The following is a 25,936-nucleotide window of genomic DNA, read 5'->3' as shown; positions in this document are numbered from 1 at the left end:
GGTTGGCACCCACCAAAGCGGGGTCAGGACAGGGCCGCGAGGGCCTGTACCAGCGCATCCATCTGCGCCGGCCGGGTGAACACCGACGGCGTCACCCGCACGCAGGCGCCGGAGTCCAACCCGTCACGATGCGTGGTGAACACGCGATGCTCGTCCAGCAGGCGCTTCTGAAGCGCGATGTTGTCAGCCACGCTGGTGCGCCCGCGCAGGCGGAAGCTGGCCAATGCGCTGGCCAGCGCCGGATCAGGCGACGACAGCACTTCGATATGCGCCATCTGCCGCGCCGGGACGGTCCAGCGCTCGCGCAGGTAGCGCAGGCGCGCCTGCTTGTTGGCCGCGCCGATGCGCTGGTGCAGCGCGATCGCTTCCGGCAGCGCCAGGTAAGCGGCGAAGTTGACCGTGCCGGTGTGCACACGGCTGCCCACGCGGCCATCGTCGGTCTCGCCCATGTACGGGTCCAGGTCCGCAACGCGGCCCTTGCGCACATACATCGCGCCGACGCCGACCGGCGCACCGATCCACTTGTGCAGGTTGATGCCAACGAAATCGGCCTTGAGCTGCGGCACTGCGTAGTCGATCTGGCCAAACCCGTGTGCAGCATCAACGATCACGTCGATGCCGCGTGCGCGCGCACGTTCGGCGATTTCGGCCACCGGCAGCACCAGTCCATGGCGATGGCTGACCTGGGTCAGCAGCACCAGTTTCAGGCGAGGCAGCCGCGCGAACGTGGCCTCGTAGGCCTGCAGGATCTGCGCATGGTCGGGCACTGCCGGCAGCGCGATGCGCTCGGCCTGCACGCCGCGACGCTGCTGCAGCCAGCGCATCGCGCCGATCATGCTGTCGTAGTCGATATCGGCGTACAGCACCTGGTCGCCGGGCTGCAGGCGGTTGTAGCCGCCGATCAGCGCCAGCATCGCCTCGGTGGCACCGCGGGTCAGTGCGATCTCGTCGGCGCCCACGCCCAGCAGTTCGGCCACCTGCCGCTGCACCGCCATGTACTGCGCCGGGAACTCACGGCGGCCATACCAGGCATTGCCTCGGTTCACTTCCGCGGTGTGGCGCTGGTAGCTGGCCAGCGTCTCGCGGCCCATCGCGCCCCAGTAGCCGTTCTCCAGATGGTTCACTTCGTCGGTGACATCGAAGTGGCTGGCCACGGCGGCCCAGTAGTTTTCATCGCGGGCCAGCACGTCCGGCGCCACGGTCGTTGCGGGAATCTGCATGGACGCAGCGTAACGCGTGGCAGCCATGGCCGGCAGTGAAGAAAGTGCGGCTGCGGCCGGCAGCAAGGTGCCGGCACGCAACAGGGAGCGGCGGGCCGGGTCCATCAGAAGCTCAGCCGGTACTGTGCGTACAGGTTGGCGCCGTCGGTGTCGTACGGCGCGTTGCGCGAGTAGACCAGGCCGCGACTGGCCTGGAAGGTGGCTTCGTCCGGATAGCGGTCGAATACGTTGTCGGCCCCCACACGCAGGCTGTGATGTTCGTTGATGCGATAGCCGACGGCCAGGTCGAGGAAGCTCATCGCGCCGAAGCGCTGGTAGATATCGCCCACTGCATTGCCGCTGGAATCGGTCCAGGCGCCGTAGTAGCGCATGCGTGCCATCAGCGACCAGGCGCCGATGTCCCAGCTTCCGGTCAGGCTGCCCTTGTGCTCGGGCAGGCGATCCTCGAACAGCACGCGCTGGGTCTCGTTGGTGGCCACCGAGGTGCTGCCGTTGTCCACGCGGATGCGGTTGTAGTTGTAGGCCAGGGTCAGCGTCATGCGGCCGGCGCCGAGATCGCGCAGGTAGTTGCCGACCACGTCCACGCCGGTAGTGGTGGTATCGAAGTCGTTGGTGAAATAGTTCACCGAGGTATAGCCCAGCGGATTGGGCGTACCGGCCGGAATGGCGAAACTGGCCGACTGGCTGAAGCGGTCGCTGAGCTTGATCTGGTAGACATCCACCGAGCCGGACAGGCCCAGGTCGGTGCGCCAGGCCAGGCCCAGCGACGCGGTACGCGATTGTTCCGGCTTCAGCGGCCTGGCGCCGAGCAGCTGCGCCAGCGGATCGTTCGGCGACAGACGGCCACTGGTGAAGATCTGCAGCGTGCGCGTATCCAACCCCTGGGTGGTGCTGGTGGTATTGAGCTGCGCCGGCGTCGGCGCACGGAAGCCGCTGGACACGGTACCGCGCAGGGCTACGTCCGGGGTGATCGCGAAGCGCGCCGAGAGCTTGCCGTCCAGCGTGCTGCCGAAGCTGGAGAAGTCCTCGTAGCGGCCGGCTGCACCGATGCTCCAGCGCTCGCCCAGCGGTACTTCCATGTCCACGTAGGCGGCCTTGCTGCGCTGGCTCCACTGCCCGGCCTGGCTGGCCGAGAAGCCGGGCGCGCCATTGGAATTGGCCTCCAGGCCTGCAGCCGCGCCCGGACCCACCGCGTACGAGGCCGGGTCGCCGGCACGCACCTGGTAGGTCTCCTGGCGGAACTCGCCACCGAAGGCGACGTTGACCGGCTGGGACAGCGCGGCCACGTCCCACTCGTAGTTGAAGTCTGCGTTGGCGTTCTTCTCGGTCTGGGTCAGTCGGCCAAGATCGAACGCGGTCGGGCTGGCCGGGCCGAGCGAGGCATTGATCGAGGTCTTCAAGCTGTAGTCGATGGCGTTGCGGCCATACGAGGCGCTGACATCCCAGCGCAGCTTGGGCGTGATCTCGCCGCGCAGGCCACCGACCAGCTGCAGGTCGTTCTGGACGTTGCCGTACTGCGGGCTGAAGCCGACCGGATACAGCGAGCGCAGGTTCCAGCCCGGGAAGATGGCGGTGGTGCGGTACGCACCGGTGGTAGTGTCCGGATTGCGCCAGTTGAAATCACTGACGCCATCGCTGTGGCTGTACAAGCCGAAGGCATAGAACTCCAGCGTCTCGCTGGCATTGGCCTTCACGTTGAAGCCGACGCGGCGGCTTTCCAGTTCCGGCTGGCCCCAGCGCTGCACCGGATTGGGCACGTCCAGTTCCGGATGTGCAGCCTGGAAGGCGATCGCGTCCGGGCGCTGGCGCGTGCGCGAGGTAGCGTCGGAGTTGGACGATTCGGCGAACAGCACCAGGCTGCCATAGTCGCCCAGCGACCAGCCGGTGCGCGCACTGAAATCGCCCGAGGCACCGTCACCCTGCGCGTACTGCGAATAGCCGGCGGTGATCTCGCTACCCGGGCCATCCTCGAGGATGATGTTGATGACACCGGCGATGGCGTCCGAGCCGTACTGCGCCGACGCGCCATCACGCAGCACCTCGATGCGCTTGATCGCACTGGTGGGAATCTGTGCCAGATCTGCCGCCTGCGCACCGCGGTTGCCGAGCAGCGCGCTGCGATGGAAGCGGCGCCCGTTGACCAGCACCAGGGTCTGGTCCGGCGACAGGCCACGCAGGGTGGCCGGACGCACGAACACCTGGCCGTCCGCCATCGGCAGGCGCTGCACCACGAATGATGGCACCAGCTGCGCCAGCACGTCCTTCAGGTCGGTGGATTCGACGGACCTGATGTCTTCCTTGCTGAACACATCCACCGGCGCCAGCGTTTCGAACTGGGTGCGGTTGGACGCGCGGGTACCGGTGACCAGCATCGCGTCGAGCTGGGTGGGCACGGCGCGGCTGCCGCCGGCGGCATCGACCGCATCGGCCTCCGCTGCAATCGCGCCTCCTGCGCTGGCCATGCAAAGGGCAAGGAGGATGGAACGCGAAAGCTTCGAACGATGCACGGCAGGGCTCCGGGAGGACGCGACAGGGCCAGCACCTGTGCACACACAACAGGCCTGGACAAGGCGCGCAGTCTCGGCGCGATGTGTGAAGGAGGCATGACGTCAGTGCGACAGCTTGAGTCCGCACAGGCGCAAGAACTGCTAAACGCCGCGCCTGCCGATCCGCTACTGTGCCCAGCATTGGATTCGAGGAACGGCAGGATGAGCGCGACAGGCAAGGCGTTGTGGTACATCGAAACCCACGCGGACCAGCCACTGGCGCTGGCCGACATTGCCGCTGCGGCGGGCCTGTCGCCATTCCATCTGTCGCGCCTGTTCCAGGCCCGCACCGGCACCTCGGTGGTGCGCTACCTGCGCGGGCGCCGCCTGACCGCTGCCGCGCAGCAGTTGGCCAACGGCGCCGGCGACATCCTGCAGGTGGCGCTGGGTGCCGGCTATACCACCCATGCCGCCTTCACGCGTGCCTTCAGCGAACAGTTCGGACAGACGCCGGAGCGCGTACGCGAACAGGGCACCGATGGGCTGGCGCTGGTGCAGGCGATCCGCATGGACGAGGCCCCGTCCGCCTGCATTGAAGCCCCCCGCCTGCTCGAGACGCCCGCGTTCCAGGTGGCCGGCATCGGCGTGCGGCATACCCGCGGCAGTGGCGGCGCGATTCCCTGCCAGTGGGCGCAGCTCAACCGCGAATGGCCGATGCCGGCGCCGATCAGCTTCGGCGTGTGCTGCAACAGTGATGACAAGGGTGGCTTCGATTACATCGCGGCACTGCCGGCAAGCACGGTGCCGAGCGTGCCTGCGCACTGGCAACGCGTGGACATCCCGGCGCGCCGCTACCTGGTGGCCTGGCACAGCGGGCACATCTCGGCCATCCGCTCGACCTGGTTCTGGTTGCTGGATCATTATCTTCCTGCTTCCAACCTGAGCCTCGCCGATGCGCCGGATCTGGAGCGCTACGACGCCCGGTTCGACGAGCACACCGGCCAGGGCGGCGTGGAAATCTGGCTGCCCGTCGACGACCGTCCCCACTGACAAGGAGTTGAAGATGCGCATGACCGCTGCTGTGCTGGGAGCGATGCTGATGGCGTTCACAAGCACCGGCGCCGCTCGCGAAAGCGGGGTGGCCGGCGAGCGCCACGGCACAACGACGCTGGCCAGCGCGGCCGTGCGCGACGCAGAGCGCCGCGACGCCTTGCGCTACACGGTCTGGTATCCGGCACCTGCAGGCAGCCGGGAGACCGTGCTGACCATCGGTCCACCCGACGCGCCGCTGTTCGAGGTCGGCCGGTCGTCCAAGGATGCGCCGGTCGCGGGTGATCGCCTGCCGACCTTGCTGCTCTCCCATGGCAACGGCGGCAGCGCGCGCATGATGGGCTGGCTGGGCACCGCGTTGGCGCGGGCAGGCTATCTGGTGATCGCAGTTGATCATCCGGGCAACAACGGCGTTGACAGCATGACCCTGCCCGGCAGCGTGCTGACTTGGCTGCGCGCCGATGACCTGCGTGCCGCACTGGCGGCTGTGCAGGCCGATCCGGTGCTGGGCCCCCATGTCGATCCCGAGCGCCTGGGGGTCGCCGGATTCTCGGCCGGCGGCTACACCGCACTGGTGGCGGCCGGTGCGCGACCGGACCTGCAGCGACTGCTGGCCTTCTGCACGGCGCATCCGGATGACGGCGTCTGCCGGCCCCAGCAGGAAGCGGCCACGCACACGATGGAGGCGCGTGTTGCCGCTGCGGCGTCGCCCGAGCTGTCGCCGTGGATGTCCCACGCCAACGACGCGCGCGCCATTCCCGGCGTGCGCGCGGTGTTCCTGCTGGCACCGGCAATCGTGCAGGCCTTTGCGCCCGAGCAGCTCTCCTCGCTGGAACAGCCCGTGTCGATCGTACTGGGCGAGGCTGACACGGTTGCGCCACCGCAGACCAATGGCGAGGCTGCGCGTGCGGTGATTGCGGGCGCTGCACTGCAGGCGCTGCCCGGTGTCGGCCATTACGATTTCCTCGCCGCATGCACCCCGACCGGACAGCGGCGGCTGCAGGACCTGTGCAGGACGTCGGTGCCGAAGGCGCAGACCCACGCCCAGGCAGTGGACGCAGCAATACGATTCTTCAACCATTCACTGCGCTAGTGGCCGCCGGGCAGGCCCCAGCGTTACAGTGAGCGCGTCCATGGAGAATCGGTCATGCGCCTGCTTCACCTCACCCTGCCGGTGTCCGACGTCGCCACCGTCGCCGCGTATTTCCACGATGTGCTGCAGCAGCGCGTGGTCGGCAACCATGTGCACATCGGCTGGAGCACGATCGAACTGCAGGCGGCGGGTGATCACCCCGTCGGTGGCGTGCACCTGGCCTTCAACGTACCGGACAACCGCTTCAGCGAGGCGATGGCCTGGTTGCGCGAACGTACCCCGCTGCAACGTAATCCTGAGGGCCTGGATTACTTTGCGCTGGAGAGCAGCTGGCAGTCGCAGTCGGTGTACTTCACCGGTCCCGATGGCCTGATCCTCGAGTTGATCGGCCGGCGCCGTCTGCCAGTCAGCACGCGCGCAGGCGCTTTCCATGGCAGCGAGCTGACCTGCCTGAGCGAGGTTGGCCTGCCCAGCCACGATGTCGATGCGGTGCGCGAACAGTCCAGCCAGCGCTTCGGCCTGCAGCCGATCAGCCCGCCTTCGCCGCAGTTCGCACCGGTGGGCGACGACGAGGGCCTGCTGATCATCGTCGCCGCCGACCGTCGTTGGTTCCCCGAGCAGAAAGACCTGCCCAATGCGCAGGGCGTGCAGCTGCAGGTGGGTGATGTGAGCGGCAGCGGCGAACTGCGCGATGCGGCGCTGGGCTGGCGGGTGTGGGCGGCCTGAGCTACCAGCTGCCCGAAGCGCCGCCACCGCCGCTGCGACCACCGCCACCGGACCAGCCGCCGGAACTGCTCGAGGACGAACTCGACGACGAGGTGCTGGACGAGGAACGGTAGCGTTGGGACGACCTTTGTCCGCTGCGTGCTTTTTCGCCGGGCAACAGGGTGAACACCCAGATGAAGTACAGGAACAGCGTGCTTGCGCAGGACACGATCGTCGCCAACACGCGTGCGTTCTCGTCGCTGGCCTGGTCGATGGCCAGCAGCGCGCCCAGCGCATAGCCGCCGGTCAACAGCACCAGCACCACCAGGCGCACGGCGAAGCTGTTGCGGTTCTTCCGCCAGCGCGCGCGGCCGGCCTGCACCAGGAAGAACACCAGCATGGCGGCAATGGCGACCGCCAGGTTCAGCAACGTGTGCAGGGCAAGGCTGGGCGGCAACTGACCACGAACCAGCATCACCATGAAGAAACCGATACTGACGGCCAACATGCCGGACAGCACGATGCGCAGACCACGGCTGCGACGCCAGCACCACCCCAGCAGCGCCGCCACCGGTACGGCCGGTAACAGCACGAAGAACAGCGCAGGCAGCACATGCCGCGGCAGCAGCAGCGTCGCCGAAACCAACCCAGCGGCCATCACTGCCGTTACCAGCAACGGTCTGCCCCAGGCAGGCAATGTCGGCCAATTCGGCCTGGGCATTGCCGCATTGGCTGCCAGTGCCTTGCGCCGCCGCTCACGGCGCTTACCGCTGAACTCGGCCTCGGTCCTGGTGGCCAGCAGGCGCGGCGGTGATCGCCACAGACCGGCCAGGAACCCCACCAGCAAGGTCAGGGCAACGACCGAATCCCCTGTACGCCAATCCGCTGGCAACAGGTTGCGTGCGGATGAATCCTGCTCGGGCGGCAGCGGCTCGCCATCGATCAGCGCCACCAGCACCCTGCTGCCGTCCAGCATGCCCTGGTCCAGGTCTCCTTCGCGCAGGCGCGGCACGATCGCCTTGTCGATGATGCGCGCGGCATAGGCATCGGGAATGGTGCCTTCCAGGCCATAGCCTGTCTGGATGCGTACGCGCCTGTCCTGCACCGCCACCAGCAGCAACACCCCGTCATCGACACCGGCGCGGCCCAGCTGCCACTGGTCGAAGACACGCTGTGCATAGGCTTCGATGCCGTCATCGCCAACACTGGGCACCACCAGCACCTGCAGTTGCGCGCCTTTGCGTGCCTGCAGCTGCAATGCCTGCTCGCGCAGCGTGGCGCGGGTGCTGGCGGACAGCGCGTTGGCGGTGTCCACCACCGGGTCGTCCAGTGCCGGAATCGGGGCCGCCGCCAGCACTGGCAGCGGCAGCAGGCAGAGCAGCAGTGCCAGCCCTACCCACTGCCATGCGTTGCGCCACGGCAGCACCCGGCTCATGTGGACGCCGTGCCTTGCAATGGCGGTGCTGCGCATCATGCGAAACGGCATCCGTGTATGTCCTTGCCCCATGAACGGAAAAGCCGGCCGGATTACCCCGGCCGGCCTCCTTTACCACACACTTCTTCACACGCAGCGGTCAACGGCCCATGGCCACCCGCTGCTGCTCGTCCTGCACGTGTTGCTGCGAAGGCTCATGCTTGGCCAGCATTGCAGCGCTGGTCTCCTGCAGGCTCGGTGCCGCCTGGGTCATGTCCACCGCAGTACGGAAGCCGGGAACGGTGCCCACGACGAAGGCCTTGCCATCCTGCACGGTGACGCCCTGCAGCTTTTCCGGCGAATCGATGCCGGCGGCCTTGGCCTGGGCGGTCACATGCGCGCTCATCTCGTTGGAGATCATGCCCGGCATGTGGCCACGGATCGCATTGTGCAGCGGCGTATCCGGATGCGCCTTGTCGCCCAGCTGCGGCCCCTTCGGCGCCGCCTCGGCATGGCTGCGGCCTTCGGCCAGCTTGCCCAGCGTCGCCGGACCCGCCACGCCGTCGGCGGAGAGCCCGTGCTGCTTCTGGTAGGCGATCAGTGCGTCCCTGGTATTGGCACCGAACTTGCCGTCCTCGCTCAGCGGATTGCCTTGGCCGTCGCGCACGCCCAGGCGGTTGAGTTCCTTCTGCAGCGCAGTCACTTCCTCGCCCTTGGCCCCCTGGCGCAGCACACCGTTGTGGTCGGCATCATGCGAATGGCCACCCTTGCCGGTTTCCTTCAGCTTGCCGTGGTCCCAGAAGTCCTGCGGGCTGAGCAGCTTGCCGTGCGGATCCTTCAACTGGTAATGCACGTGCTGGGCATACTGACCCGCACCGCCCGGGCCACGCCCGCCCATGGTGCCGATCGGCTCGCCCGCCTTGATCGGCTGGCCTTCCTTCACCTGGGTCGACTGCAGGTGCAGGATCTCGTGCGAGTTGCCCTGTGCATCCCTGATCTTCACCGTACCGTAGTCGCCACCGACGAACGTCACCGTTCCGGAGATCGGCGCGTTGACGGTCGGGTGCTGCAGATTACGGCCGTGCTGGCCGCCGACATAGTTGAAGTCGGTGCCACCGTGCGGCTTGTGCGCGCGGTGTTCGCCGAACTCACCGGTAATGTGCGGCTTGACCCCGTTCTGCGGGGGCAGCATCACCTGCATCGTCTGCTCGAAGTTGCGGGTCTGGGCTTCGGCATGCGCCGCTGCCGGCTTGGCCTGCGCGTGCGTGGCCGCAGCTACGGCGGGGGCCGCGTGGCTGCCCTGGGGCTGGCCGTGGGTCAGTCCCAGGCGCTGCTCCACGAACCGCTCGTACTTGTCCACGTACGGCATCACCTTCTTTTCAGACAGGGTGAGGCCGCCGTAATCGCGGGTCGGGCCGTCGTGATGGTACTTGTAGATGTACTCCTCACCCTGGCCGCGCTTGTGCGCCAGCGTGCGGTTATCGATGTAATGGTCAACCAGTGCATCGGACTGTGCGCCGACGTCGAAGCGGTTGCGGTTGTTGAGGTGGTAGTGGTTGCCGGTCTTGTCGATGAACTGGCCCAGGCCCGAGGCCGAGGTGGTGCCAGCGGCGGCATCGGGGTTGAAACCCGATTCAACGCGGGCGATGGCCAGTACGTGCGCCGTTTCGCGTGGGGTCAGGCCCTTCTCGCGCGCCGACTCGATGATCGTGTCGATCACCCGTGACTGTACTTCCGGGGTCGCATCGCCCCACCGACGGGAGTTGCCATGCAGGCGGCCGTCGCTCTGGTCGATCGGCTCGCGGTAGTGGCTCCACGATTTGATGCGGTCACTGCTGTAGGCCGCCCCGCGGGGCTGGACCATGTCCTGGTAGATGTCTGCCATGTCTGTGCTATCCATTCTATGAAAAAGGGAATTTCCTTAAGGGGTACTGCTCCTGGTACTTCTGGTACTTCTGGTACTGCGGTACTGCAGTGCTGCGTTCACAGCGCGCGTGCGACGTCCTGCCGCTGCGCTCAGTCTTCGATGTAGTTCACCTCCGGGTGCTTGATGCCGAGCGAGTCGATCAACTTCTCGTACTCGTCGTTGTTGGGCTCCTGCTCCTCGCCTTCCGCGCCGCGCAGCGGCGGTGTGCTGTGGGTCAACTGGCGGCCACTGGCGTCGTACAGGTAGTACCACTCGCAGAAGCTGCAGCCGAACGGCAGTTCACCGTACTGCACGACGAAGTACGGCGTACCGCTGCGGTCCTGCACGCAGGCCAGGCCAACGGCGGTATAGCCGTCCATCTCCTTGGGCGCAGCAATGGCCTGGCGTGCGCCGTCCTTTTCAATTTCCAGCGTGGTCAGCCGGGAAGCGTCCGTGTCTTGGGTGGGCTGGGCCGCCAGGTGCAGGCGGGTGCCTTGGCAATCGATATGCATGCCGGTCTCGTCGCGCGTAAGAGAGGTGGAATGGTCCGCAACGGCAGCCGCAGGTGCGGCCGGCGTCGCTGCCGGGTCAGTGGAAGCAGGGGCCGCCGGTGCAGCCGCCTCAGGGCCGCTGCAGGCAGCAAGCATCAGGGCCAGTACGGGGGCAACGGGAGACAGACGCATGCGGGGCTCCTTGGGTGAATCACACGACCGCTCGCAGGCGGTCGCTCAGGGGTCAGATCGATTCGTCCTCACGCTTGACCAGTTGCCAGCACGGCTTCTGGGCAAAGGTGTAGATCTGCTGGTCGCTGGTATCGGGAGTGCGCATCTGCACCTGTACCTGGCCATCGGGCAGGCGGGTGACCTGCATCTCGCGGCCCTGGCGCTGCAGCGTGGCCGGGTCCGGCATCACCGGCCATTCGACCTTGGCAAGCGGCACCTTCTCCTCCACCTTGCGTGGCTCCGGCTCGGCTTCGCTGTCGATGTGGCTGTCCAGCAGCGGATCGGCAGTGGACGTTTCCTGCAGCGCGATCTCGTTGCCGAAATGCTTGAGGAAGTCGTCGAAGACCGGATGGGGGCAGCTGGCAGAAGCGTCTGCCGGGGCCGCGGCAACCGGCGTGGCCGGCATCGTGGCAGTGGCCGTGCTGGTTGGAGCCGGTGCGGCGGCGTCAGCGGGGGCTGCCTGGGGCGCAGGCTTGCAGCCGGACAGCGCAAGCCCCAGGGCAAGCGCAAGCAGGGCAACGGGGCGGAGCTGGTTCACGGGATCCTCCTGATTCCGGGCGGTCGCGCGCGGTTCCGGCGCGGTAGGGAGGCAAGGATAGCCATGCCTCGGTCAATTCAGTTTCAACATCCGCTGTCAGGAATATCCCGACATGCTGAATTGTGACTAATATCACACTAATACTGAAATCAACGTCATCGCAGCAGCCGTTAGACTACGCCGCACACGCTTCGACCCTGGCCCCATGCGCGCATTCCTGCTTGCCCTCTCCCTGCTGCTGCCAACGCTGTGGCCTGGTGGTGCGGCCGCGCTGGAGGTCCGGGAAGGCGATCTGCTGTTCGTCACCGCCGGCCATGCCGGCCTGAGCTCGGCCATCGACGATGCCACCGGCAAGCAGGGCGCACCCAGCTTCGATCACGTGGCCCTGGTCGCTGCGGCGCCAGACGGCTGGGAGGTACTGCATGCGGATGAGAAAGGCTCGCGCCGGCAGACGCTGGATCAGTTCCGCGAGGACGCCCGAGGCAAGCAGCGGCAGGTCGTGGTCTATCGGCTGCGCGCATCGCAGCAGGCTGCCATCAAGGATGCGATCGCGACCGCACGCATGATGCTGGGCAAGCCCTACAACACGTCGTATGTGTTGAATGAGGACAGCTACTACTGTTCGGATTTCATCGAACGTGCGTTCCGTGCGCACCATGTGTTCGCACTGCAGCCGATGAACTTCCGCAACCCGAAGACCGGGCAGATCGCACAGCACTGGGTCGATCTCTACCGCGCCATGGGCATGGAGGTGCCGCAGGATCAGCCGGGCACCAACCCGAACGACATGTCAGCAGCGCCGGTGCTGCAACGCATTGGCGTGCTGGAATAAGCGAAGCCCCGCACGGGGCGGGGCTTCGCGCATCACAGGAAGTGGGTACCGAAGTCACTCCTCCTCGTCCTGCCCACCCTGTTGCTGGTTGCGCTGGTTGCGCTGCTGCTGTTCCTGCTGCTGTTGCTGCTGCTGGTCGCGGCCACGCCCCTGCTGCTGATCCTGCTGGTTCTGCTGGCCCTGCTGCTTCTGGTTCGGGTTCTGGTTCTGCTGTGCCATGTCCGATCTCCAAAGCCACACGCGGAATGCGGTGGACGGGGCCATCGTCTGCAGCGAAGAGTTAATCGCGCGTTGGTGGGCGGCTACATTGGTGTGTACGCGCGTGAATGAACGGGCAAAGCCCCTTGCGGCACAAGCCGATGAAGGATTCATATGGGTTCGGCATGTGCTCATGCCGTCAGCGCGACTGCGCGCATTCATGGCGTGCTCTGCTGGAAACACGCGCTGAACGGAGCTGGCGTCCTGCTCGCGCACGGACGCCAGCCCTGCACTCACGGCATCACCGGCGGCACATACGCCAGGGTCATGCCCAGCAGCCACAACAGGCCCAGCACCAGCGGGATGTGCACCAGCAACTGGATGAAGGTGAAGCCCACGATGTCGCGTGCCTTCAGCCCCAGCACGCCCAGCAATGGCAGCATCCAGAACGGGTTGATCAGGTTCGGCAGCGCTTCGGCCGCGTTGTAGACCTGCACTGCCCAGCCCAGGTGCGCCTTCAGCTCGTTGGCGGCCTGCATCACGTACGGCGCCTCGATGATCCACTTGCCGCCACCGGACGGCACGAAGAAGCCCAGCACCGCCGAGTAGATGCCCATCACCAGCGCGAACGAATCGGTGCTGGCCACGTGCACGAACAGGCTCGACAGCCGGTGCGCCAGGGTCTGCCCGTCACCACCGGCGGCGTGGGTGAGGATCATCGCGATACCGCCGTACAGCGGGAACTGGATCAGCACGCCGGTGGTGCTCGGCACCGCCTTGGCCACCGCGTTGAGGAAGCTGCGCGGGCGCCAGTGCAGCAGCAGGCCCAGCGAAATGAAAAGGAAGTTGTAGGTGTTGAGGTTGGCGATGGCAGTGACCACCGGCTTGTTGGCGAACTCGTTGAACAGCCAGCCGAACGCCAGCAGCGAGAGCAGCACGGTCAGCAGCGGGCTGTATTCCAGCCATTCGCCCGGGCGCGTGCGTCGCTGCAGCGGCTCCGGCTCGGCCTGCGCAGCGCCGGGAAATTCCTCGGCGGTACGCGCACTGCCGGCTGCAGGCGCGGTCAGCCAGGCGATCAGCAGCGAGACAAGGATCAGCACTGCGGTCAGGGCGATCGACTGCCACAGAAAGATGGTTTCGGTGAACGGCAATACGCCGGTGATCTCCACCAGCCCCGGCGGCATGCTGGCCGGGTTGGCCTGCAACTGTGCGGCCGACGAGCTCAGCCCCATCGCCCACACTGCGCCCAGGCCGAGATAGGCCGACGCACCGGCGGCGCGGTAGTCCATGCGCAGTTCGGTGCGACGGGCCAGCGCGCGGACCAGCAGGCCACCGAACACCAGCGAGAAGCCCCAGCTGAGCAGCGAGGCGAGCATGCTGACCAGGCCCACGTACACCACCGCACCGCGACCGGTGCGCGGCACCCGGGCCAGGAAGTCGATGAAGCGTGCGACCACCGGCGCGGTCGCCACGGCGTAGCCGCCGATGACCACGAAGGCCATCTGCATGGTGAAGGGGATCAGGCTCCAGAAGCCGTCACCAAAGGCGCTGGCGGTGGCCTGAGGGGTCGAACCGAAGCCCATCGCGGCCAGTGCGACGATGACCACGCCCAGCACCGCGAACACGTACGCATCGGGGAACCACTTTTCCGCCCAGGCGGCCGAGCGCAGCGCTGCGCGCGCCATCCAGCCGTCCTGTACTGCTGCCGTCGAGGCCATCGCCTACCCTCCCAGGTTCGATGGACCGATTCTGGGCGGTGGGGTGTGGGCTGTCTGCCACCTATTGGTCGTAGGTGGCGGTAGTGCCGGCCGCTGGCCGGCAAACTCGGGATCGCGCACGGGTGCAGCCGGCCAGCGGCCGGCTCTACCCCGCCGTAGGTTCAACGCAGCGCCAGGTCCACGGCGATACCGGCAAACAGCGCGGCGCCGACCCAGTTGTTGTGCAGGAACGCCTTGAAACACGGGCCGCGCTCGCGGTTGCGGCAGATCCAGAATTCGTACACCACCAGCGCGGTGGCCACGGCCACGCCGGCCAGGTAGTAGCCACCCAGCCCGCCGCGCACGCCAACCAGCGCCATGGTGGCCAGGAACAGCGCGTACAGCACGCCCTGGATGACCAGATCGAGATCACCGAACAGGATCGCGGTGGAGTGCGAGCCCATCTTCAGGTCGTCCTCGCGGTCGACCATGGCATACCAGGTGTCGTAGGCGGTGGACCACAGGATGTTGCCGGCATACAGCAGCCAGCCCAGCATCGGCACCTCGCCCTGCACGGCGGCGAACGCCATCGGGATGCCCCAGCCGAACGACATGCCCAGGTAGACCTGCGGCAGATGGGTGTAGCGCTTCAGGTACGGATAGCTGGCGGCCAGGAACACGCCGATGAAGCTCAGGCCGATGGTCAGCCCGTTCAGGGTCAGCACCAGGCCGAAGGCCACCAGCATCAGTACGGCGAACAGCGCCAGCGCTGCGCGGCCGCTGATCGCGCCGGTGGCCAGCGGCCGCGCCTTGGTGCGCTCCACATGCGGGTCGAGCCAGCGGTCAGCGTAGTCGTTGATGACGCAACCGGCCGAGCGGGTCAGCCACACGCCGGCGGTGAACACGAACAGCGTCCACAGCGGCGGCAGGCCGCCGGCAGCCAGCCATAACGCCCACCACGTGGGCCACAGCAGCAGCAACGTGCCGATCGGGCGATCAGCGCGCATCAGACTCCAGTAATGCCGCCAACGCGGCGTCGCCGGCGACTGCGGCGAAGTAAGGGGGGTATCAGCCATGGCGATAGGATACTCCTGCCCCTCTGGCAGGGCTTTGCCGGTGGGGGGAGATTTGTTCGACGAAACTGGATAGAATGCCGGTCCCGCACCGCCTCATGGCGCTGCGATGCCCGCCCCGGCACTGGCCGACGGCGCGGCGGTTCTACAACGCGCCCGTAGCTCAGCCGGATAGAGTAGTGGCTTCCGAAGCCATTGGTCGGGGGTTCGAATCCCTCCGGGCGCGCCATTTTTCCTTCGTTGCCTGGCCGGCGCGCCGCCAGAAATGTCAGGGAATGAACGTTGCCGAGCGATGCTCGCAACCGGCAGCGTCCTGTACCACGATGGAGTAATTCGCGCCCGCGCTGGATGCGCCGGGCAGGAACAGGCCATCACCATCGAACAGAACGCTCTGCTGTTCATCCTGCCCGATCGACAGCCCGATCGCTCCCGGTGTGATTTCCTCAAGGATCACGTTGTAAGGCCGCCAGGCATCCTCGCCTGTGCGCCTCATCTCTGCGCGAGCGGTCCTTGGGTTCAACCTGCGCCTCTCATCCACCCACAGCTGAAGCGGCTGATCAGCATTGTGGGTGACCTGGAAGCGCCCGTAGGTCAGTCCGTCGACGCTCTCGGTGCCGACGTAGGTGAAATGGGCCGGCGGACACTTCGTGGTGCGGTTCGGATGCGCCGCACAGGATGTCAGTGCAACCACGAGGCAAAAGGCGTTCAGGTGCTTCATGGCTTCGAGGCCTGACGTGGGTGGTTGTCGCGGCGGTGTTCGGCAGTGAGGGCAACCAGCACTACGCCCCAGAGCGGCGTGAGCAGCACGACGCTCATCACCGTCAGCGAAACCGGTACCTGCCAGAGCAGCGATGGGCTGAATCCGCTGAATCTATAGGCTTCCAGTACAAGCACCACGACCTGGGCCAGAAGGCCCGCGAGCAGCCCCAAGCCAGCCCCCTTGGCAAGCCGCCTGATCGTCAGGCGGCCCGCGGCGGGAACCCGTGCGCAGATTCCCAGCAACAAAAGGCTGACGGCATACAGCCAGAAGAAAACTCGATGTGAGTCGAAGGCGTAAAGCGCCCTGCCCACAAAGTGCAGGAACAGCCAGAGTGCTCCACACGACACCGCGTAGGCCAGCCCGTACCGAAGAATCTGCCTGGCTTTCATCTTGTACCTCTCCGAGGGCGTGCAGCCCGATCGCGTTCTTTTGTGGAGGAGTGCGGGAGCTCATGCACCTTGCCTCCCGCTTGGCGCCCAACTCGCGCAAGGCATCGCGCAGCGCTCGAAAGTACCTGCCTGCCTCCAGCGTTCGCAGCTGGGCCAGTGGAATCCGATACCTCCTGAACAATGCGGCCAGTTCCCAGACGTCCTCCTCCAGAACCGCATCTGGATCCAGGGATAGATAGATGACATCCCCTCTGCCGACCACATTACCGATGCAGCCGATTCGACCAATCCACTCGAAGAAGAACGTTCATCCTATTGAGAAAAGAAAACTACCCTTTTCGCTTCAAGCTCCATGGTAAATCACCGTCCATTCAACCAAGTCATTTGAATGACCCGCCCCATTCCAGCCTTTGCGCTGATTACTCTGGAGCGGCGACAACGAACAGAGCTGTCAGCGCGCTGCGGAACATCCTGAGAAGACACGGGTGGGCTTCTCCTTCAGGCTCACAGCGGTCTGGCGTCTGGACCGGCTGCACCCTCGCACATCCCACCGTAGTACGCACTACTCAGCTCAGCGTAGATGGGTTTCAGCTGCAGCTCCCCTAACCGGTCATTCTCGCATCCGCTCAGAGCGAGCACGCAGACGGACGCGAAAGACAAAGCGCGTAGGAAGAAGCCTTTGGCATCGAGAGAACTCCTGAGCAACCCCGATTTCATTTGACTGCTTTCCATTAGCTCCTCAGAACAATCTGCTCGAACGCATTGGTCGCGCTGCGCAATTCCCCCTTGCGGTTGCCGAACACGCCATTGGTCGCACACCTGGCGTCATCCGCCAAGTAGTAGGCGGAGCTCGACTATAGCGCCGCTGAGCATCGACCGAAAACGTTGGCGGGCTTCTCCCGAAGGCTCACGGCAACCACCCGTTGCTTCTGCTCACCGCAGCCCCCCATCACCCCATACATGATGAGAAGGCCCTTGTCGTTGACGTAGCCGATGAACTTGCCCCTACTTTCATCCGAAGCGGCCCTGACGAGATAGACGGTCTGCCCGGGCGCTGGCTTCAGGTCACTCAACGGCATTGGACCGATCTTCCCTTCAACCTCTGATGCCGATACCACGACCAGCGAATGCTCCAACATCCACTTCGCAATGGCTGCCTCACTATCAGGATCAAGCGTGGAAATGCGGTCAAGCGGCAGAGTCGTTGAATTGCCAGGGAAGATCGCACCGGACGAAACATCGACCCAGTCCGACCTCCATTTCGTATGTTGAAACTGCTGAATGCTGCAGCCCCCCAGCATTGGCAAGAGCAGCATCGCTACACGCAAGATGCCAGCCTTCGGCATGGACATGAGAGCCCCAGAAAGGGCCGGCCAAATGTTAATTACCATCTGCAACCCGTTCTGCAAAACGATTCAGGGACTGCACCTCGCGCCCAAGATGGTATGACATTTCTTGACTTCCCTATCATGGGCTGGCGGACAGATGAAGGTCATCACGCGCATCGGTAGAACCTCTTTTCAGAAATTTCCATCACCAGGCTCCATCTGCGGCGTCGACCATACGCACCACATCATCAAACCTGGGGTCCTGGCACATCATTTCCAGTGGTGTCCGATCAAGCTCATTCCATGCGTGTGAGTCTGCACCACACCATAGGAGATAGGCCGCAGCCACGACGCTGCCATGTGCCACCGCGCTTGTCAGCGGCGTCAGATCAAGATCACCACGCACATCGATGTTGGTCACGAAGGGCATCAATGCGCTGAGGAGAGCCACATCGTTGTAATAGGCCACCACATGCAGGGGCGTGTCCTCATAGGCTCCTCGGGTCTCCGGACAAGTCAGCGCCGCATCGCCGAAGTCAGTGCCGACACCGAGCCGGGAAAGCAGTTCGCTGAGTACAGGATCCATGATGTTCATCGGGCTGCACGCACGGTAGAGCCGTTTGCGTTGGCCCGATGATGGTCCGTCCCACAATCCATCTCTCCGTCAGATACCTGTCGACCTACAAGCCAAGCGGTGCGTGCGTCTTGGAGCGATGCGCTCGACAGATCAGGAATCATGACTTGACAGGAATCAACCGGCTATCCCAAGTGCCCTCTACTAGAAGTGCAATCTCTGCGCCGGCGGAAGCCTCAATGAAGACCAAGGTGTCACCGTCGACAATTTCCCTGGCAGCCACTGGATCTAGGCCAAGGAGGAAGCAACACCGCTTGAATTCAAAGGAATCATCCTTTCGATTGAAGACCTTGAGATCGAGCACGACATTCTGGCTAGAGAAACCATCAATGCTTGCTCTCCTGACTTGGCCAAAGACCAAATCATAGGATGCCCGCGAAGATTCATCGAACAGAGAAACAGTCACACCTGACACCGGATCAAGACGAATTCCAACCAGCTGGAAATCGTGAATAGTGATACCCATGCAATCACCTGTCGGAACCATACGTCGCGCGTGATGCTCCAGGCGCAGCCTACTGATTGGATTTCATTCCTTTAATCACAATTGCCATGAACATGCCGCAAATCAGGAGTGACCCCAGCGCCACAGGCAACATTACAAAATAATCACCCCTCTCAAGATGACCAATAGCATACACCTTCAATACAAGATAGGACGAGGACCTCAAAAAAACTAGCGCAAATAACAACAAACCAAGCCAATTCAGCATTTTCTTGCGCATATGCATATCACCTCCATTATATGCAACTGCACCCAGACCCACCCGAAACATCCTTCACCGCCTTCATGGCATCCAGCGCATCCTTGTCAGGGGCTACGCAGTGCAACAGTTCCGTGTGGCCTTAAGGTGACCGTTGAACGTCAAGCCGAATGACGACAGCTCTCCCGTCTTCGCGCCAACTGCCCCCCCGCCACCTCGGTATAGATGGACTCTCTTTCCTTTGCATCCTGAGCGGTTTGTATCACTGACACTCCATCGTACGCCGTTGCTCGACCATTCACCATTACCAGGAATCCGGGGATTGCAACTTCGGGCTGCGGAGACAAAACACCGGCAATGGTGACTCCTTTGCCATTCACAGCTTCCAAGCCTCCAAAGGCGAGGTCTGCCACACCGAACGTCACGCCCAAGTAGTCGACGCACTCACTCGGGGACAGACCAGGTGGATCTACCAAATACAACGGGACGCCACCTGCGTACGGCCGGCACTACCCCGGCAGTTGTTCAGAGCATCCCCGGAAAGATCTATGGTGCCCTCCTTTGCCGAAGACGGAGCAGGCCGACAGACCCGATTTTCCACATGGCAAACGCTGTGCAAAGAGAGAGCGCGACAAACGCCAAACCCGCAAATCCGTAGTCTCGTCCACCATCAGAAATATCAACCAGCACAAAGGCAAGGAGCACTGAATTTACGGCAACTCCAAGGCAAGCAACCAGCCTGAGCGCCCAGAAGAACATGATGTAGTAAGCCAAAAAAAACGATTGTATTTTCTCATCTCAAGGACACCCGCATCCTTTTCCAGTCGGCGCAGCTATCTGACCAGGAACTGTGTAGCCAGATCCCGACATGACGCCAAACCCAACTCCAAGCAGTGGAGGGACCGAAAGGGATCCACCACCGACCTTATCTCGCCTCATATCTTCAAGTGAGAAAAGGCGGCGAAGCCACCCAATCTGCTCCACTCCAATCCACCCAGTGCCAACTATTCCTCCCTCAAGAATTTCCTCGGCCGAGCTCCAAGCCTGATGATTTTTCGCGCAGCACCAAGATAGATATCACCGAATACAAATGAGAATGCGACAGCTGTATAGAAAACAAGTAGTGCACCAGGAATGGGAATCGCGCGAACGAAGCTAGCGCATTCGAGATTGCGGGCGACAAGCAACCCAATCATCAGCATCTCGACCAGGAGCGCCATTGCGAACGCGAAACGCACCCGCCCAACCTCAATCGACAGAATTCCCCTTCTCGCCAGTTCGAACTTGGAATATACGAGCAACATCAGCAACGCGAAGAAAAGAGCAAACATAAATTCCGGTGAGTACCTGGCGACTGGACAGCGCATACTCAACATGGACGCGATCAGCGCGCAACAGATCCCCAGCGCTCCCGCCGCAGCTGCACCCTTCATGAACCTTATGAAAATCACTTCGCCGGACATTGGCATTTATTGTAGTTTGACCTGTAATTCACGATTGCTCCAAGGGGCCCCAGGATCTTCGACCCACCCCGCAAGAGATTGGCGTTCCCCGGATGCGCTGCAGCTCGATTAAGTCGACCATTGGCAACCGAGATGCGGTTGGCATCGTCGTAGGTGAACGTCTTGCTGCCGATGCTGGTGGTGTTGCCCGCTGCGTCATGGCTGCGCGCCTCGACATCCACCGCAGTCAGCTGATGGCTGGTTGCGGGATAGGGTGTAGCGGGGGCGCCGAGCCCCCGTGCATCCCTCAGCAGACGTCACCGCACCAAGGTGCCCTGCCATCACTGTGTCTTCCCAACCTCGCTGGGTACGCTCTGGCCCATATCCAACTAGGTAATTCACGCAGTGGCAGGTCCTGTTTCGCCACAGTCTCCAGCTTGGTGATCTCAGTTTCGCCTCGCTTAGTTAACTCTAGTCCGCGCTTCTCGCGGTTTCCGGGCAGGATGAGCTCCGGCCCACTGTTGGTCTTAGCTCTCGTATTCCATCCCGCACATATCCTATGTGACCCAGATAGCAGACCTTCAGCACGTAACGAGTCTTATCCGGATAAACATATCCAACAACCGGAATCGGAGTAGTACTCGTACCAATTACACCCCCGCCCTCTGCCGAATCATAAACTTCGATCACGCCCTCCGGCACAACTTCTTTACCCTTGTGTTCGCAAGAGGTGATAGTTAAGACTGAGCAGATAAGAAAAATTCCAGGAATAAATTTCATCACCTTTTCCCGCGTTGAATGGTTGAGTCATCAGACATCCACCAAAGCAGGTGGTTTATCGATTCCGGAAGAATCATGTTCACAGGCTGAAGCTCCTTGCCAATCTCCCGCATGCAATTCTGCAACGGCGTCCCGCAGTTATTATTTATTGCACTGTACTCCCCCTGCGGCCTCGCGAGACATGCCGATAGTTTTGACTCCTGCTGCGGTGTAAGTTCTATTGTGTGCTTAATGCCAGTGCGTAAATTAAGCTGAGATGAAACGTAGTTTGTACTTATCGAGTTGCCCGCAGGGCCAAATGAGTAATCGACACCATTTGAAGTTGTCGATATGTGCCCGAAAGAGGAATGCAGCTTTCCATAGCTCGGCAGCCCTCCCTCATAGGGGAGCGGCATCCATACCCAGACGTCGACCAGCCCCTTTTCATCGATCTTCGAAAGAGGCTTGCCGGAGGCATACAGGTACGTACCAATCCCTCCCATCAACCCAATCGGATCACTCTGCGAATACCGCCCCGCCGCCGGTTCGTACTCGCGCTGATAGTTGTAGAACAACCCACTCGCATCCGTGGCCTGCTGGCCCGGGAAGCGCAGCGCCAGTTCAAACGCCACACCATCGCCATCTGGATCGGCACTTGGGATCTGGTTGCCGAACACTTCGCTCTTGTTGCTCCACTCCCAGATCGCCACATCACGCACCGGATCAATCACCACGCGCGGCGTACCCAGATGATCCGGCTGCACGTAGGTCAGTTCCGGCACGCCGGCGCTCGGCACGTTGATCAGCGCTACCGGATAGTTGTCCAGCCAGATGGCCTGCTGCTGCGCCTGGCCCGTAGCCGAGTAGTTGCCCAGCCACTGCCCTGCTTCGTCGTACAGGGTGATCTGCGCTGCGCCACTACCCGGGGTACGCAGTACGCGTTCACCGCGATGGTTGTAACCGTAGCTTTCCAGCACGGCATTGCCCTGCTTCACCGCGTTCATGCGGTTGGCATCGTTGTAGGTGAACGCCTTGCTGCCGATGCTGGTGGTGTTGCCCACCGCGTCATGGTTGCGCGCTTCGCCGTCCACGGCGGTCAGCCGGTGGCTGGTTGCGGGATAGGTGTAGCTGGCGGTGCCTGCCGAGGTGGTCAGCGCGGTGCGATTGCCGGTGGCGTCGTAGGCATAGGTTTCAATCGGCGTGCCTGTCGTCCCGTCCTGGGTCTGGGTCAGGCGACCCAGCGCGTCGTAGGCGTACTTGGCCAGCACCGACGAGCCTGCGCCGTTCTTCAGCTCGGTGATCGAACCGACGGGATCGTAGCCATAGCCCAGCGACAGGCCGCCTGCCGCGGGGTCATGCACCGCCTGCGGGCGGTAATCCAGATCCAGCGGACGCTGCAGCTGGCGGCCGTTGCCGTAGGTCCAGCCGGTCGCCGGGCCGAAGGCCGCATAGGTCACGTTGTTCACCACGATCTGGCGTGCCTGGCCGGGCCGGGTCAGGCCGATCTGGCTGATGCGGCCCTGGGTATCGCGCACGTAGTCGGCCACGCTGCCGTCGGGGTAGGTCAACGCAGTCAGGCGCCCCGACTTGCTGTAGGCATAGCGCAGCGTGCTGGCGACACCGTTGACGGTCTGCACCTTGCGGGTGACCTGGCCGAAGCGGTCGTGGCAGTACTGGGTGCTGCCATTGGCATGCAGCACCTGCCCCAGACGTCCCTTGGCAAAGCGTTCGTCGGCGGCACAGGCGGCCGGCGCCACGTCATAGCTATAGCCGACATCCAGATTGGGATCCGGATAGGCAATGCCAATCAGGCGGTTGAGCGCATCGTAGTGATAGGTGGCGGTGACGCCGCGCGCATCGGTGGCCGTCTTGCGGTTGCCCGCCGCATCCACAGTGAAGCTGCTGGCGCCACTGTCCGGGCTGACCTGCCCGGTCAGCTCACCGAACCCGTTATAGGCATAGGTCGTATGCAGGCCCTTCGGGTCGGTGACCTGGGTGACCTGGTCCAGCGCGTTGTACTGGCTGCGGATCTCCGCCGCGACGCCGCCGACGTCCTGCAGGGTCTGCGCCAAGCGGTTCAGCGGGTCGTACTGCTGGCTGGTCACGCGCTGCAGTGCGTCGGTGATCGTCTGCGGGTTGCCGTTGGCATCGTAGGCAAAGCCGGTGGCGTGGTTGCCCGCATCCTTCAGCGCGGTCAGCTGGCCAAGCGTGTTGAACGTCCGCGCCAGGGTACGGCGCAGGGTGCCGCCTGCATCCAGCGTGTCTTCCTTGAGGCGGTTGCCGGCGTTGTCCAGCGCATAGTGAATGGTGTTGCCCGCACTGTCCGCGATGTCCGTCAGCCGCTGGGCGGCGTCATAGACATAGGTAACGCTGCTGCCGTCAGGCTCGGTGATCTGTTGCACCTGGCCGGTCGGCCAGTAGCTGATCTGGGTCACCCGGTCCTCGGCTGTGGTGGCACCGCGCACGGTGACCGAGGTCGGCCAGCCGCGCGCATGGTAGGTGTAATCGGTGACCACGCCGTTGGCATCCTTGACCGACAACGGCCGCCCGAACGCGTCGTAGGCCAAGGTCTCGACCGTCTGGCCCAGCGCATTGGTCACGCTGCGCAGGTCGCCCTTGCGATAACTGCAGGCTCCACTGGTCGCGCATCCCGCGTCGTCCGCTGTGTAGTAGGCATAGGTGGAGACATCCGCCACATCGCTTCGCGGGCCGTCCACACTGCGCAGCAGTCCCACCAGCGGGCACTCCGGCCCTTCGGCCTCACAGTAGGTCTGCGTGGTAATGCGGGTGTCATCGGTCACCCTGTCGCGCACGGTGATGGTGGTCGGCTGGAGGCGGGCATTGCGTGCGATGCGGACCTCACGGTTACCGACGGTCTGCTGGACCATCCGATTGCTGTCCACGGCCACGCGCGTTTCGCTGATGCGCTGGTCCGGAGTACCGGCCGCTTCGGTGGTGGTGATCACACTGACAGCACCTGCGACAGCGTCGCTGGCCTCCGCATAGGCGTAGTTGGTAACAACGCCACGGCGATCGGTCACCGACTGAAGCCGACGCCGGAAATCGGTGCCCTCAGGCAGATAGCTGCGACTGATGCTGCCGTTGCTTTCGGTGATGCCGTTGACCTTGCGCGGAAGGCCGCTGGTACCGCTGGCGGTCAAGGCGTAGGTGCTCTGCTTGCCCAGTGCGTCGGTGACGATGGTGGTGCCTGCCGGGGTGTACTCCAGGCGCACGCCATCAATGCCCACGTCGGCTTGGCTGCAATCGCCGGAATGGCGGCTGCAGGTGACTCGCCCTTGCGTGTCATAGCCGTACCAGCTGTAGCGCTGGTTGTCTTCGGCGGTCACGCCGGTCAGGTAGCCCGGGAAGCGGGCGTCCTCATAGTGATAGGTACGGCTGGCACCGTCGGCATAGGTCGCGGTGATCAGTTCCCCGGCCGGAGAATAGGCGTAGCTCACCACAGGCTGGCCGGCGATCACCAGGGCCGAGATCAGTGAATCGTCGCCCGGCGCGAGGTACTGGAGATCCACGCGCCGACCGGTTGAATGGGTGATGCTGAGCAGGCGGCCGCGGCTGTCGTGTGCATAGGTCAGCGACGTACCGTCTTCGAAATCACGGCGCTGCATCAAGCCATCAGCATCAAAATAAATGCGCTCTCCGGCACGTGAAAGTTGCCAGTTGGTGCCCTGCTGGACCGCGCGATCACCGCTTCCGTCCATGGCTTCGTAGCTTGCCCCCACTTTCTGGAATGCGATCTGCCCGCCATCGGCGCCGATCAGCCCAACTTTCAGTTCGGAGCTGGGAGGGAAGGTGGAATCGTCTACGCCTGCGGTAAGCCGCAGATTGTGGGAATGGGTCCAGCCCGTACCCAACGCGCCGCCCGCCGTGCTCGTCAGGGAGTGATAGTGGCGTTGGAAGCTCACCCATCCAAGGTTAAAATCCGGCTCAGGCTGGGATTTATCGCCAGTGGTCGGATCACACGGGTTACCAACAGGACACTGCTGCGGCGGCAGCGGCCCGCTTGTGTAGGAGAGCATGGGCGACATGTGCGGCTCGTCCTGCTGGACCAGAGAGCACATCTGCAGGGCCTCATTCCACGTCAGGGACGGTCGATTCGGACAAAGCGCCGTTCTGGCCCGGCGCACATGCTCCCACCCCACTATCGACGAGCATTCTTGAGTGCTCTGATGATAGAAGTTCAAGGTGTAATGGAAATTCTTCTCCTCGTTGGTGACGCTACCGTCGTCGCCCCTGCCAAGTCCAAGGATCTCCACCCAAGGATCCTCCGTGAGTGAAGTCGCCGGGCACTGCGGGTCGCTGACGCGGGTAGCGAGGATCACGCTACGAATCTGATCTTCGGATGAGTACTCCTGCCCTGAGTGGATGTAGACCCAGTCGGTAGTAACGATCTTCTCGGGTCTCACCCGGTAATCGTAGATGACCTTCTTTCCAAGGACGCGTTGGCGTTTGACATGCCAATTGAACGGTTTGTCCTTTTCGTACTGGGAAAAGAGCGACTTGATGTCCTTCTGCACCGCCGCTTCGGTAGCTCGCGGCTGGCCCATCGACAGGTAGCCCTCCCATTTCTTCTGCACCTCCTGCGCCTGCGCAGCCCAAGGAGCCAAGCTCCCCAGCGCGATCATCGCCAGTGCGGCACACGAAATGGTCTTCAGTCGTTCCAACATCCCTGTTCTCCTTCCTGGACGAACGCAGCACCGGCAGGAACGAGAACGTGGGGCGGTTGCCTCACCACGTCATGCTTCGGATCGTCCCTGGTCCGGAGTGCGGGCTGACCGCATGGGGGACGTTATCTCCGATGTCGTTTACACATTCAAGTCAGAAACTGTGGAGTGGGTCGGATTTCAGAGCTTTCTGATAAAGCGAGCGGCCGACCGAACAAGCAGCCGAGCGTGGGCTCGGCTCTACAAGGCGAATGCCTCCAGAAACAGAAACACCGGGCAGTGCCCGGCGTCTCCGTCACAGCGT

21 protein-coding genes and 1 tRNA gene are annotated in these 25,936 nt (G+C 63.6%); 5 read left to right on the top strand and 17 right to left on the bottom strand.

All coding sequences use genetic code 11. The annotated features are described in order from the left end of the window. Positions 1–23: 23 nt before the first annotated feature. Entirely contained in the window at positions 24–1,325 is a 1,302-nt protein-coding gene (locus AC5P7X_RS13380; RefSeq protein ID WP_346607414.1) for an aminotransferase class V-fold PLP-dependent enzyme, read from the bottom strand. Beyond that, positions 1,325–3,727: a TonB-dependent receptor plug domain-containing protein gene (locus AC5P7X_RS13375; RefSeq protein ID WP_346607415.1), complete on the bottom strand. Its 2,403-nt coding sequence runs from the start codon at positions 3,725–3,727 to the stop codon at positions 1,325–1,327. The genes AC5P7X_RS13380 and AC5P7X_RS13375 overlap by 1 nt, the downstream gene beginning before the upstream one ends. A 201-nt stretch (positions 3,728–3,928) precedes the next feature. On the opposite strand from AC5P7X_RS13375, the gene AC5P7X_RS13370 reads away from it, so the two are divergent. The 3 genes from AC5P7X_RS13370 to AC5P7X_RS13360 are packed head-to-tail and all read left to right on the top strand — an operon-like array spanning position 3,929 to position 6,575. Beyond that, positions 3,929–4,756, top strand: a complete 828-nt coding sequence (locus tag AC5P7X_RS13370; protein ID WP_495214971.1) for an AraC family transcriptional regulator — start codon at positions 3,929–3,931, stop codon at positions 4,754–4,756. Positions 4,757–4,769: 13 nt separating this feature from the next. Next, on the top strand, positions 4,770–5,849 hold the full coding sequence (locus AC5P7X_RS13365; protein WP_053497360.1) for an alpha/beta hydrolase family protein: 1,080 nt from the start codon (positions 4,770–4,772) through the stop codon (positions 5,847–5,849). A 54-nt stretch (positions 5,850–5,903) separates the two neighbouring features. Then, entirely contained in the window at positions 5,904–6,575 is a 672-nt protein-coding gene (locus AC5P7X_RS13360; protein ID WP_053497358.1) for a VOC family protein, read from the top strand. Between the two features lies 1 nt (position 6,576). Here the strand turns inward: AC5P7X_RS13360 and AC5P7X_RS13355 are convergent, their stop codons facing one another. The 4 genes from AC5P7X_RS13355 to AC5P7X_RS13340 form a co-directional block, all read right to left on the bottom strand. Then, positions 6,577–7,989 (bottom strand): TPM domain-containing protein, encoded by a 1,413-nt coding sequence (locus AC5P7X_RS13355; protein ID WP_346607428.1) that lies wholly within the window; start codon positions 7,987–7,989, stop codon positions 6,577–6,579. A 139-nt stretch (positions 7,990–8,128) separates the two neighbouring features. Continuing rightward, positions 8,129–9,853, bottom strand: coding sequence for a peptidoglycan-binding protein (locus AC5P7X_RS13350; protein WP_053497357.1), 1,725 nt, complete (start codon positions 9,851–9,853; stop codon positions 8,129–8,131). 131 nt (positions 9,854–9,984) lie between these two features. Next, the gene (locus AC5P7X_RS13345) at positions 9,985–10,557 is read right to left on the bottom strand and encodes a hypothetical protein (RefSeq protein ID WP_227836791.1); all 573 of its coding nucleotides are present in this window, start codon (positions 10,555–10,557) and stop codon (positions 9,985–9,987) included. A gap of 52 nt (positions 10,558–10,609) precedes the next feature. Beyond that, positions 10,610–11,134 (bottom strand): hypothetical protein, encoded by a 525-nt coding sequence (locus AC5P7X_RS13340; RefSeq protein ID WP_171957666.1) that lies wholly within the window; start codon positions 11,132–11,134, stop codon positions 10,610–10,612. A gap of 205 nt (positions 11,135–11,339) precedes the next feature. Here AC5P7X_RS13340 and AC5P7X_RS13335 point away from each other — a divergent pair, with 205 nt between their 5' ends. Further along, complete coding sequence (locus tag AC5P7X_RS13335; RefSeq protein WP_495214969.1) at positions 11,340–11,966, top strand: YiiX/YebB-like N1pC/P60 family cysteine hydrolase; 627 nt, start codon at positions 11,340–11,342, stop codon at positions 11,964–11,966. A gap of 54 nt (positions 11,967–12,020) precedes the next feature. On the opposite strand, the gene AC5P7X_RS13330 is transcribed toward AC5P7X_RS13335, so the two are convergent. From AC5P7X_RS13330 to ubiA, 3 genes are all read right to left on the bottom strand, one after another. After that, positions 12,021–12,185 carry a hypothetical protein gene (locus AC5P7X_RS13330; RefSeq protein ID WP_005414774.1) on the bottom strand — a complete coding sequence of 55 codons (165 nt, stop codon included), beginning with the start codon at positions 12,183–12,185 and terminating at the stop codon, positions 12,021–12,023. Positions 12,186–12,457: 272 nt separating this feature from the next. Continuing rightward, positions 12,458–13,882, bottom strand: coding sequence for a short-chain fatty acid transporter (locus tag AC5P7X_RS13325; RefSeq protein WP_170944951.1), 1,425 nt, complete (start codon positions 13,880–13,882; stop codon positions 12,458–12,460). A gap of 161 nt (positions 13,883–14,043) precedes the next feature. After that, entirely contained in the window at positions 14,044–14,937 is an 894-nt protein-coding gene (gene ubiA / locus AC5P7X_RS13320; protein ID WP_005411493.1) for a 4-hydroxybenzoate octaprenyltransferase, read from the bottom strand. 149 nt (positions 14,938–15,086) lie between these two features. On the opposite strand from ubiA, the gene AC5P7X_RS13315 reads away from it, so the two are divergent. Further along, positions 15,087–15,163, top strand: a tRNA-Arg gene (locus AC5P7X_RS13315). 39 nt (positions 15,164–15,202) lie between these two features. On the opposite strand, the gene AC5P7X_RS13310 is transcribed toward AC5P7X_RS13315, so the two are convergent. From AC5P7X_RS13310 to AC5P7X_RS13275, 8 genes are all read right to left on the bottom strand, one after another. Further along, the gene (locus tag AC5P7X_RS13310; protein WP_111097111.1) at positions 15,203–15,652 is read right to left on the bottom strand and encodes a Rossmann-fold NAD(P)-binding domain-containing protein; all 450 of its coding nucleotides are present in this window, start codon (positions 15,650–15,652) and stop codon (positions 15,203–15,205) included. After that, a complete protein-coding gene (locus AC5P7X_RS13305; RefSeq protein WP_206620740.1) occupies positions 15,649–16,083 on the bottom strand; it encodes a hypothetical protein in 435 nt (144 codons plus the stop codon). The genes AC5P7X_RS13310 and AC5P7X_RS13305 overlap by 4 nt, the downstream gene beginning before the upstream one ends. An 854-nt stretch (positions 16,084–16,937) precedes the next feature. Then, the gene (locus tag AC5P7X_RS13300) at positions 16,938–17,435 is read right to left on the bottom strand and encodes a hypothetical protein (protein WP_329841931.1); all 498 of its coding nucleotides are present in this window, start codon (positions 17,433–17,435) and stop codon (positions 16,938–16,940) included. Between the two features lie 181 nt (positions 17,436–17,616). Then, positions 17,617–17,997, bottom strand: coding sequence for an ankyrin repeat domain-containing protein (locus tag AC5P7X_RS13295; RefSeq protein ID WP_329841933.1), 381 nt, complete (start codon positions 17,995–17,997; stop codon positions 17,617–17,619). A 148-nt stretch (positions 17,998–18,145) separates the two neighbouring features. Further along, on the bottom strand, positions 18,146–18,511 hold the full coding sequence (locus tag AC5P7X_RS13290) for a hypothetical protein (protein ID WP_146256746.1): 366 nt from the start codon (positions 18,509–18,511) through the stop codon (positions 18,146–18,148). 49 nt (positions 18,512–18,560) lie between these two features. Beyond that, positions 18,561–18,776 carry a hypothetical protein gene (locus AC5P7X_RS13285; RefSeq protein ID WP_005420087.1) on the bottom strand — a complete coding sequence of 72 codons (216 nt, stop codon included), beginning with the start codon at positions 18,774–18,776 and terminating at the stop codon, positions 18,561–18,563. Positions 18,777–19,753: 977 nt separating this feature from the next. Continuing rightward, on the bottom strand, positions 19,754–20,212 hold the full coding sequence (locus tag AC5P7X_RS13280) for a hypothetical protein (protein WP_495214967.1): 459 nt from the start codon (positions 20,210–20,212) through the stop codon (positions 19,754–19,756). Between the two features lie 758 nt (positions 20,213–20,970). Beyond that, the gene (locus AC5P7X_RS13275) at positions 20,971–25,635 is read right to left on the bottom strand and encodes an RHS repeat-associated core domain-containing protein (RefSeq protein ID WP_495214965.1); all 4,665 of its coding nucleotides are present in this window, start codon (positions 25,633–25,635) and stop codon (positions 20,971–20,973) included. Positions 25,636–25,936: the final 301 nt, after the last annotated feature.

This window comes from Stenotrophomonas sp. YJH_SMC_53, assembly GCF_059369995.1.
This window is presented reverse-complemented; position numbering and strand designations above follow the sequence as displayed.

Bases quoted from the DNA above. Each gene is read 5' to 3' on its own strand.
- ubiA (WP_005411493.1), bottom strand. From the start codon at position 14,937: ATGGCTGATACCCCCCTTACTTCGCCGCAGTCGCCGGCGACGCCGCGT.
- AC5P7X_RS13355 (WP_346607428.1), bottom strand. From the start codon at position 7,989: ATGAGCCGGGTGCTGCCGTGGCGCAACGCATGGCAGTGGGTAGGGCTG.
- AC5P7X_RS13365 (WP_053497360.1), top strand. From the start codon at position 4,770: ATGCGCATGACCGCTGCTGTGCTGGGAGCGATGCTGATGGCGTTCACA.
- AC5P7X_RS13305 (WP_206620740.1), bottom strand. From the start codon at position 16,083: ATGAAAGCCAGGCAGATTCTTCGGTACGGGCTGGCCTACGCGGTGTCG.
- AC5P7X_RS13285 (WP_005420087.1), bottom strand. From the start codon at position 18,776: ATGCATATGCGCAAGAAAATGCTGAATTGGCTTGGTTTGTTGTTATTT.
- AC5P7X_RS13290 (WP_146256746.1), bottom strand. From the start codon at position 18,511: ATGGGTATCACTATTCACGATTTCCAGCTGGTTGGAATTCGTCTTGAT.
- AC5P7X_RS13300 (WP_329841931.1), bottom strand. From the start codon at position 17,435: ATGTCCATGCCGAAGGCTGGCATCTTGCGTGTAGCGATGCTGCTCTTG.
- AC5P7X_RS13345 (WP_227836791.1), bottom strand. From the start codon at position 10,557: ATGCGTCTGTCTCCCGTTGCCCCCGTACTGGCCCTGATGCTTGCTGCC.
- AC5P7X_RS13350 (WP_053497357.1), bottom strand. From the start codon at position 9,853: ATGGCAGACATCTACCAGGACATGGTCCAGCCCCGCGGGGCGGCCTAC.
- AC5P7X_RS13360 (WP_053497358.1), top strand. From the start codon at position 5,904: ATGCGCCTGCTTCACCTCACCCTGCCGGTGTCCGACGTCGCCACCGTC.
- AC5P7X_RS13295 (WP_329841933.1), bottom strand. From the start codon at position 17,997: ATGGATCCTGTACTCAGCGAACTGCTTTCCCGGCTCGGTGTCGGCACT.
- AC5P7X_RS13330 (WP_005414774.1), bottom strand. From the start codon at position 12,185: ATGGCACAGCAGAACCAGAACCCGAACCAGAAGCAGCAGGGCCAGCAG.
- AC5P7X_RS13380 (WP_346607414.1), bottom strand. From the start codon at position 1,325: ATGGACCCGGCCCGCCGCTCCCTGTTGCGTGCCGGCACCTTGCTGCCG.
- AC5P7X_RS13280 (WP_495214967.1), bottom strand. From the start codon at position 20,212: ATGTCCGGCGAAGTGATTTTCATAAGGTTCATGAAGGGTGCAGCTGCG.
- AC5P7X_RS13370 (WP_495214971.1), top strand. From the start codon at position 3,929: ATGAGCGCGACAGGCAAGGCGTTGTGGTACATCGAAACCCACGCGGAC.
- AC5P7X_RS13310 (WP_111097111.1), bottom strand. From the start codon at position 15,652: ATGAAGCACCTGAACGCCTTTTGCCTCGTGGTTGCACTGACATCCTGT.
- AC5P7X_RS13335 (WP_495214969.1), top strand. From the start codon at position 11,340: ATGCGCGCATTCCTGCTTGCCCTCTCCCTGCTGCTGCCAACGCTGTGG.
- AC5P7X_RS13325 (WP_170944951.1), bottom strand. From the start codon at position 13,882: ATGGCCTCGACGGCAGCAGTACAGGACGGCTGGATGGCGCGCGCAGCG.
- AC5P7X_RS13275 (WP_495214965.1), bottom strand. From the start codon at position 25,635: ATGTTGGAACGACTGAAGACCATTTCGTGTGCCGCACTGGCGATGATC.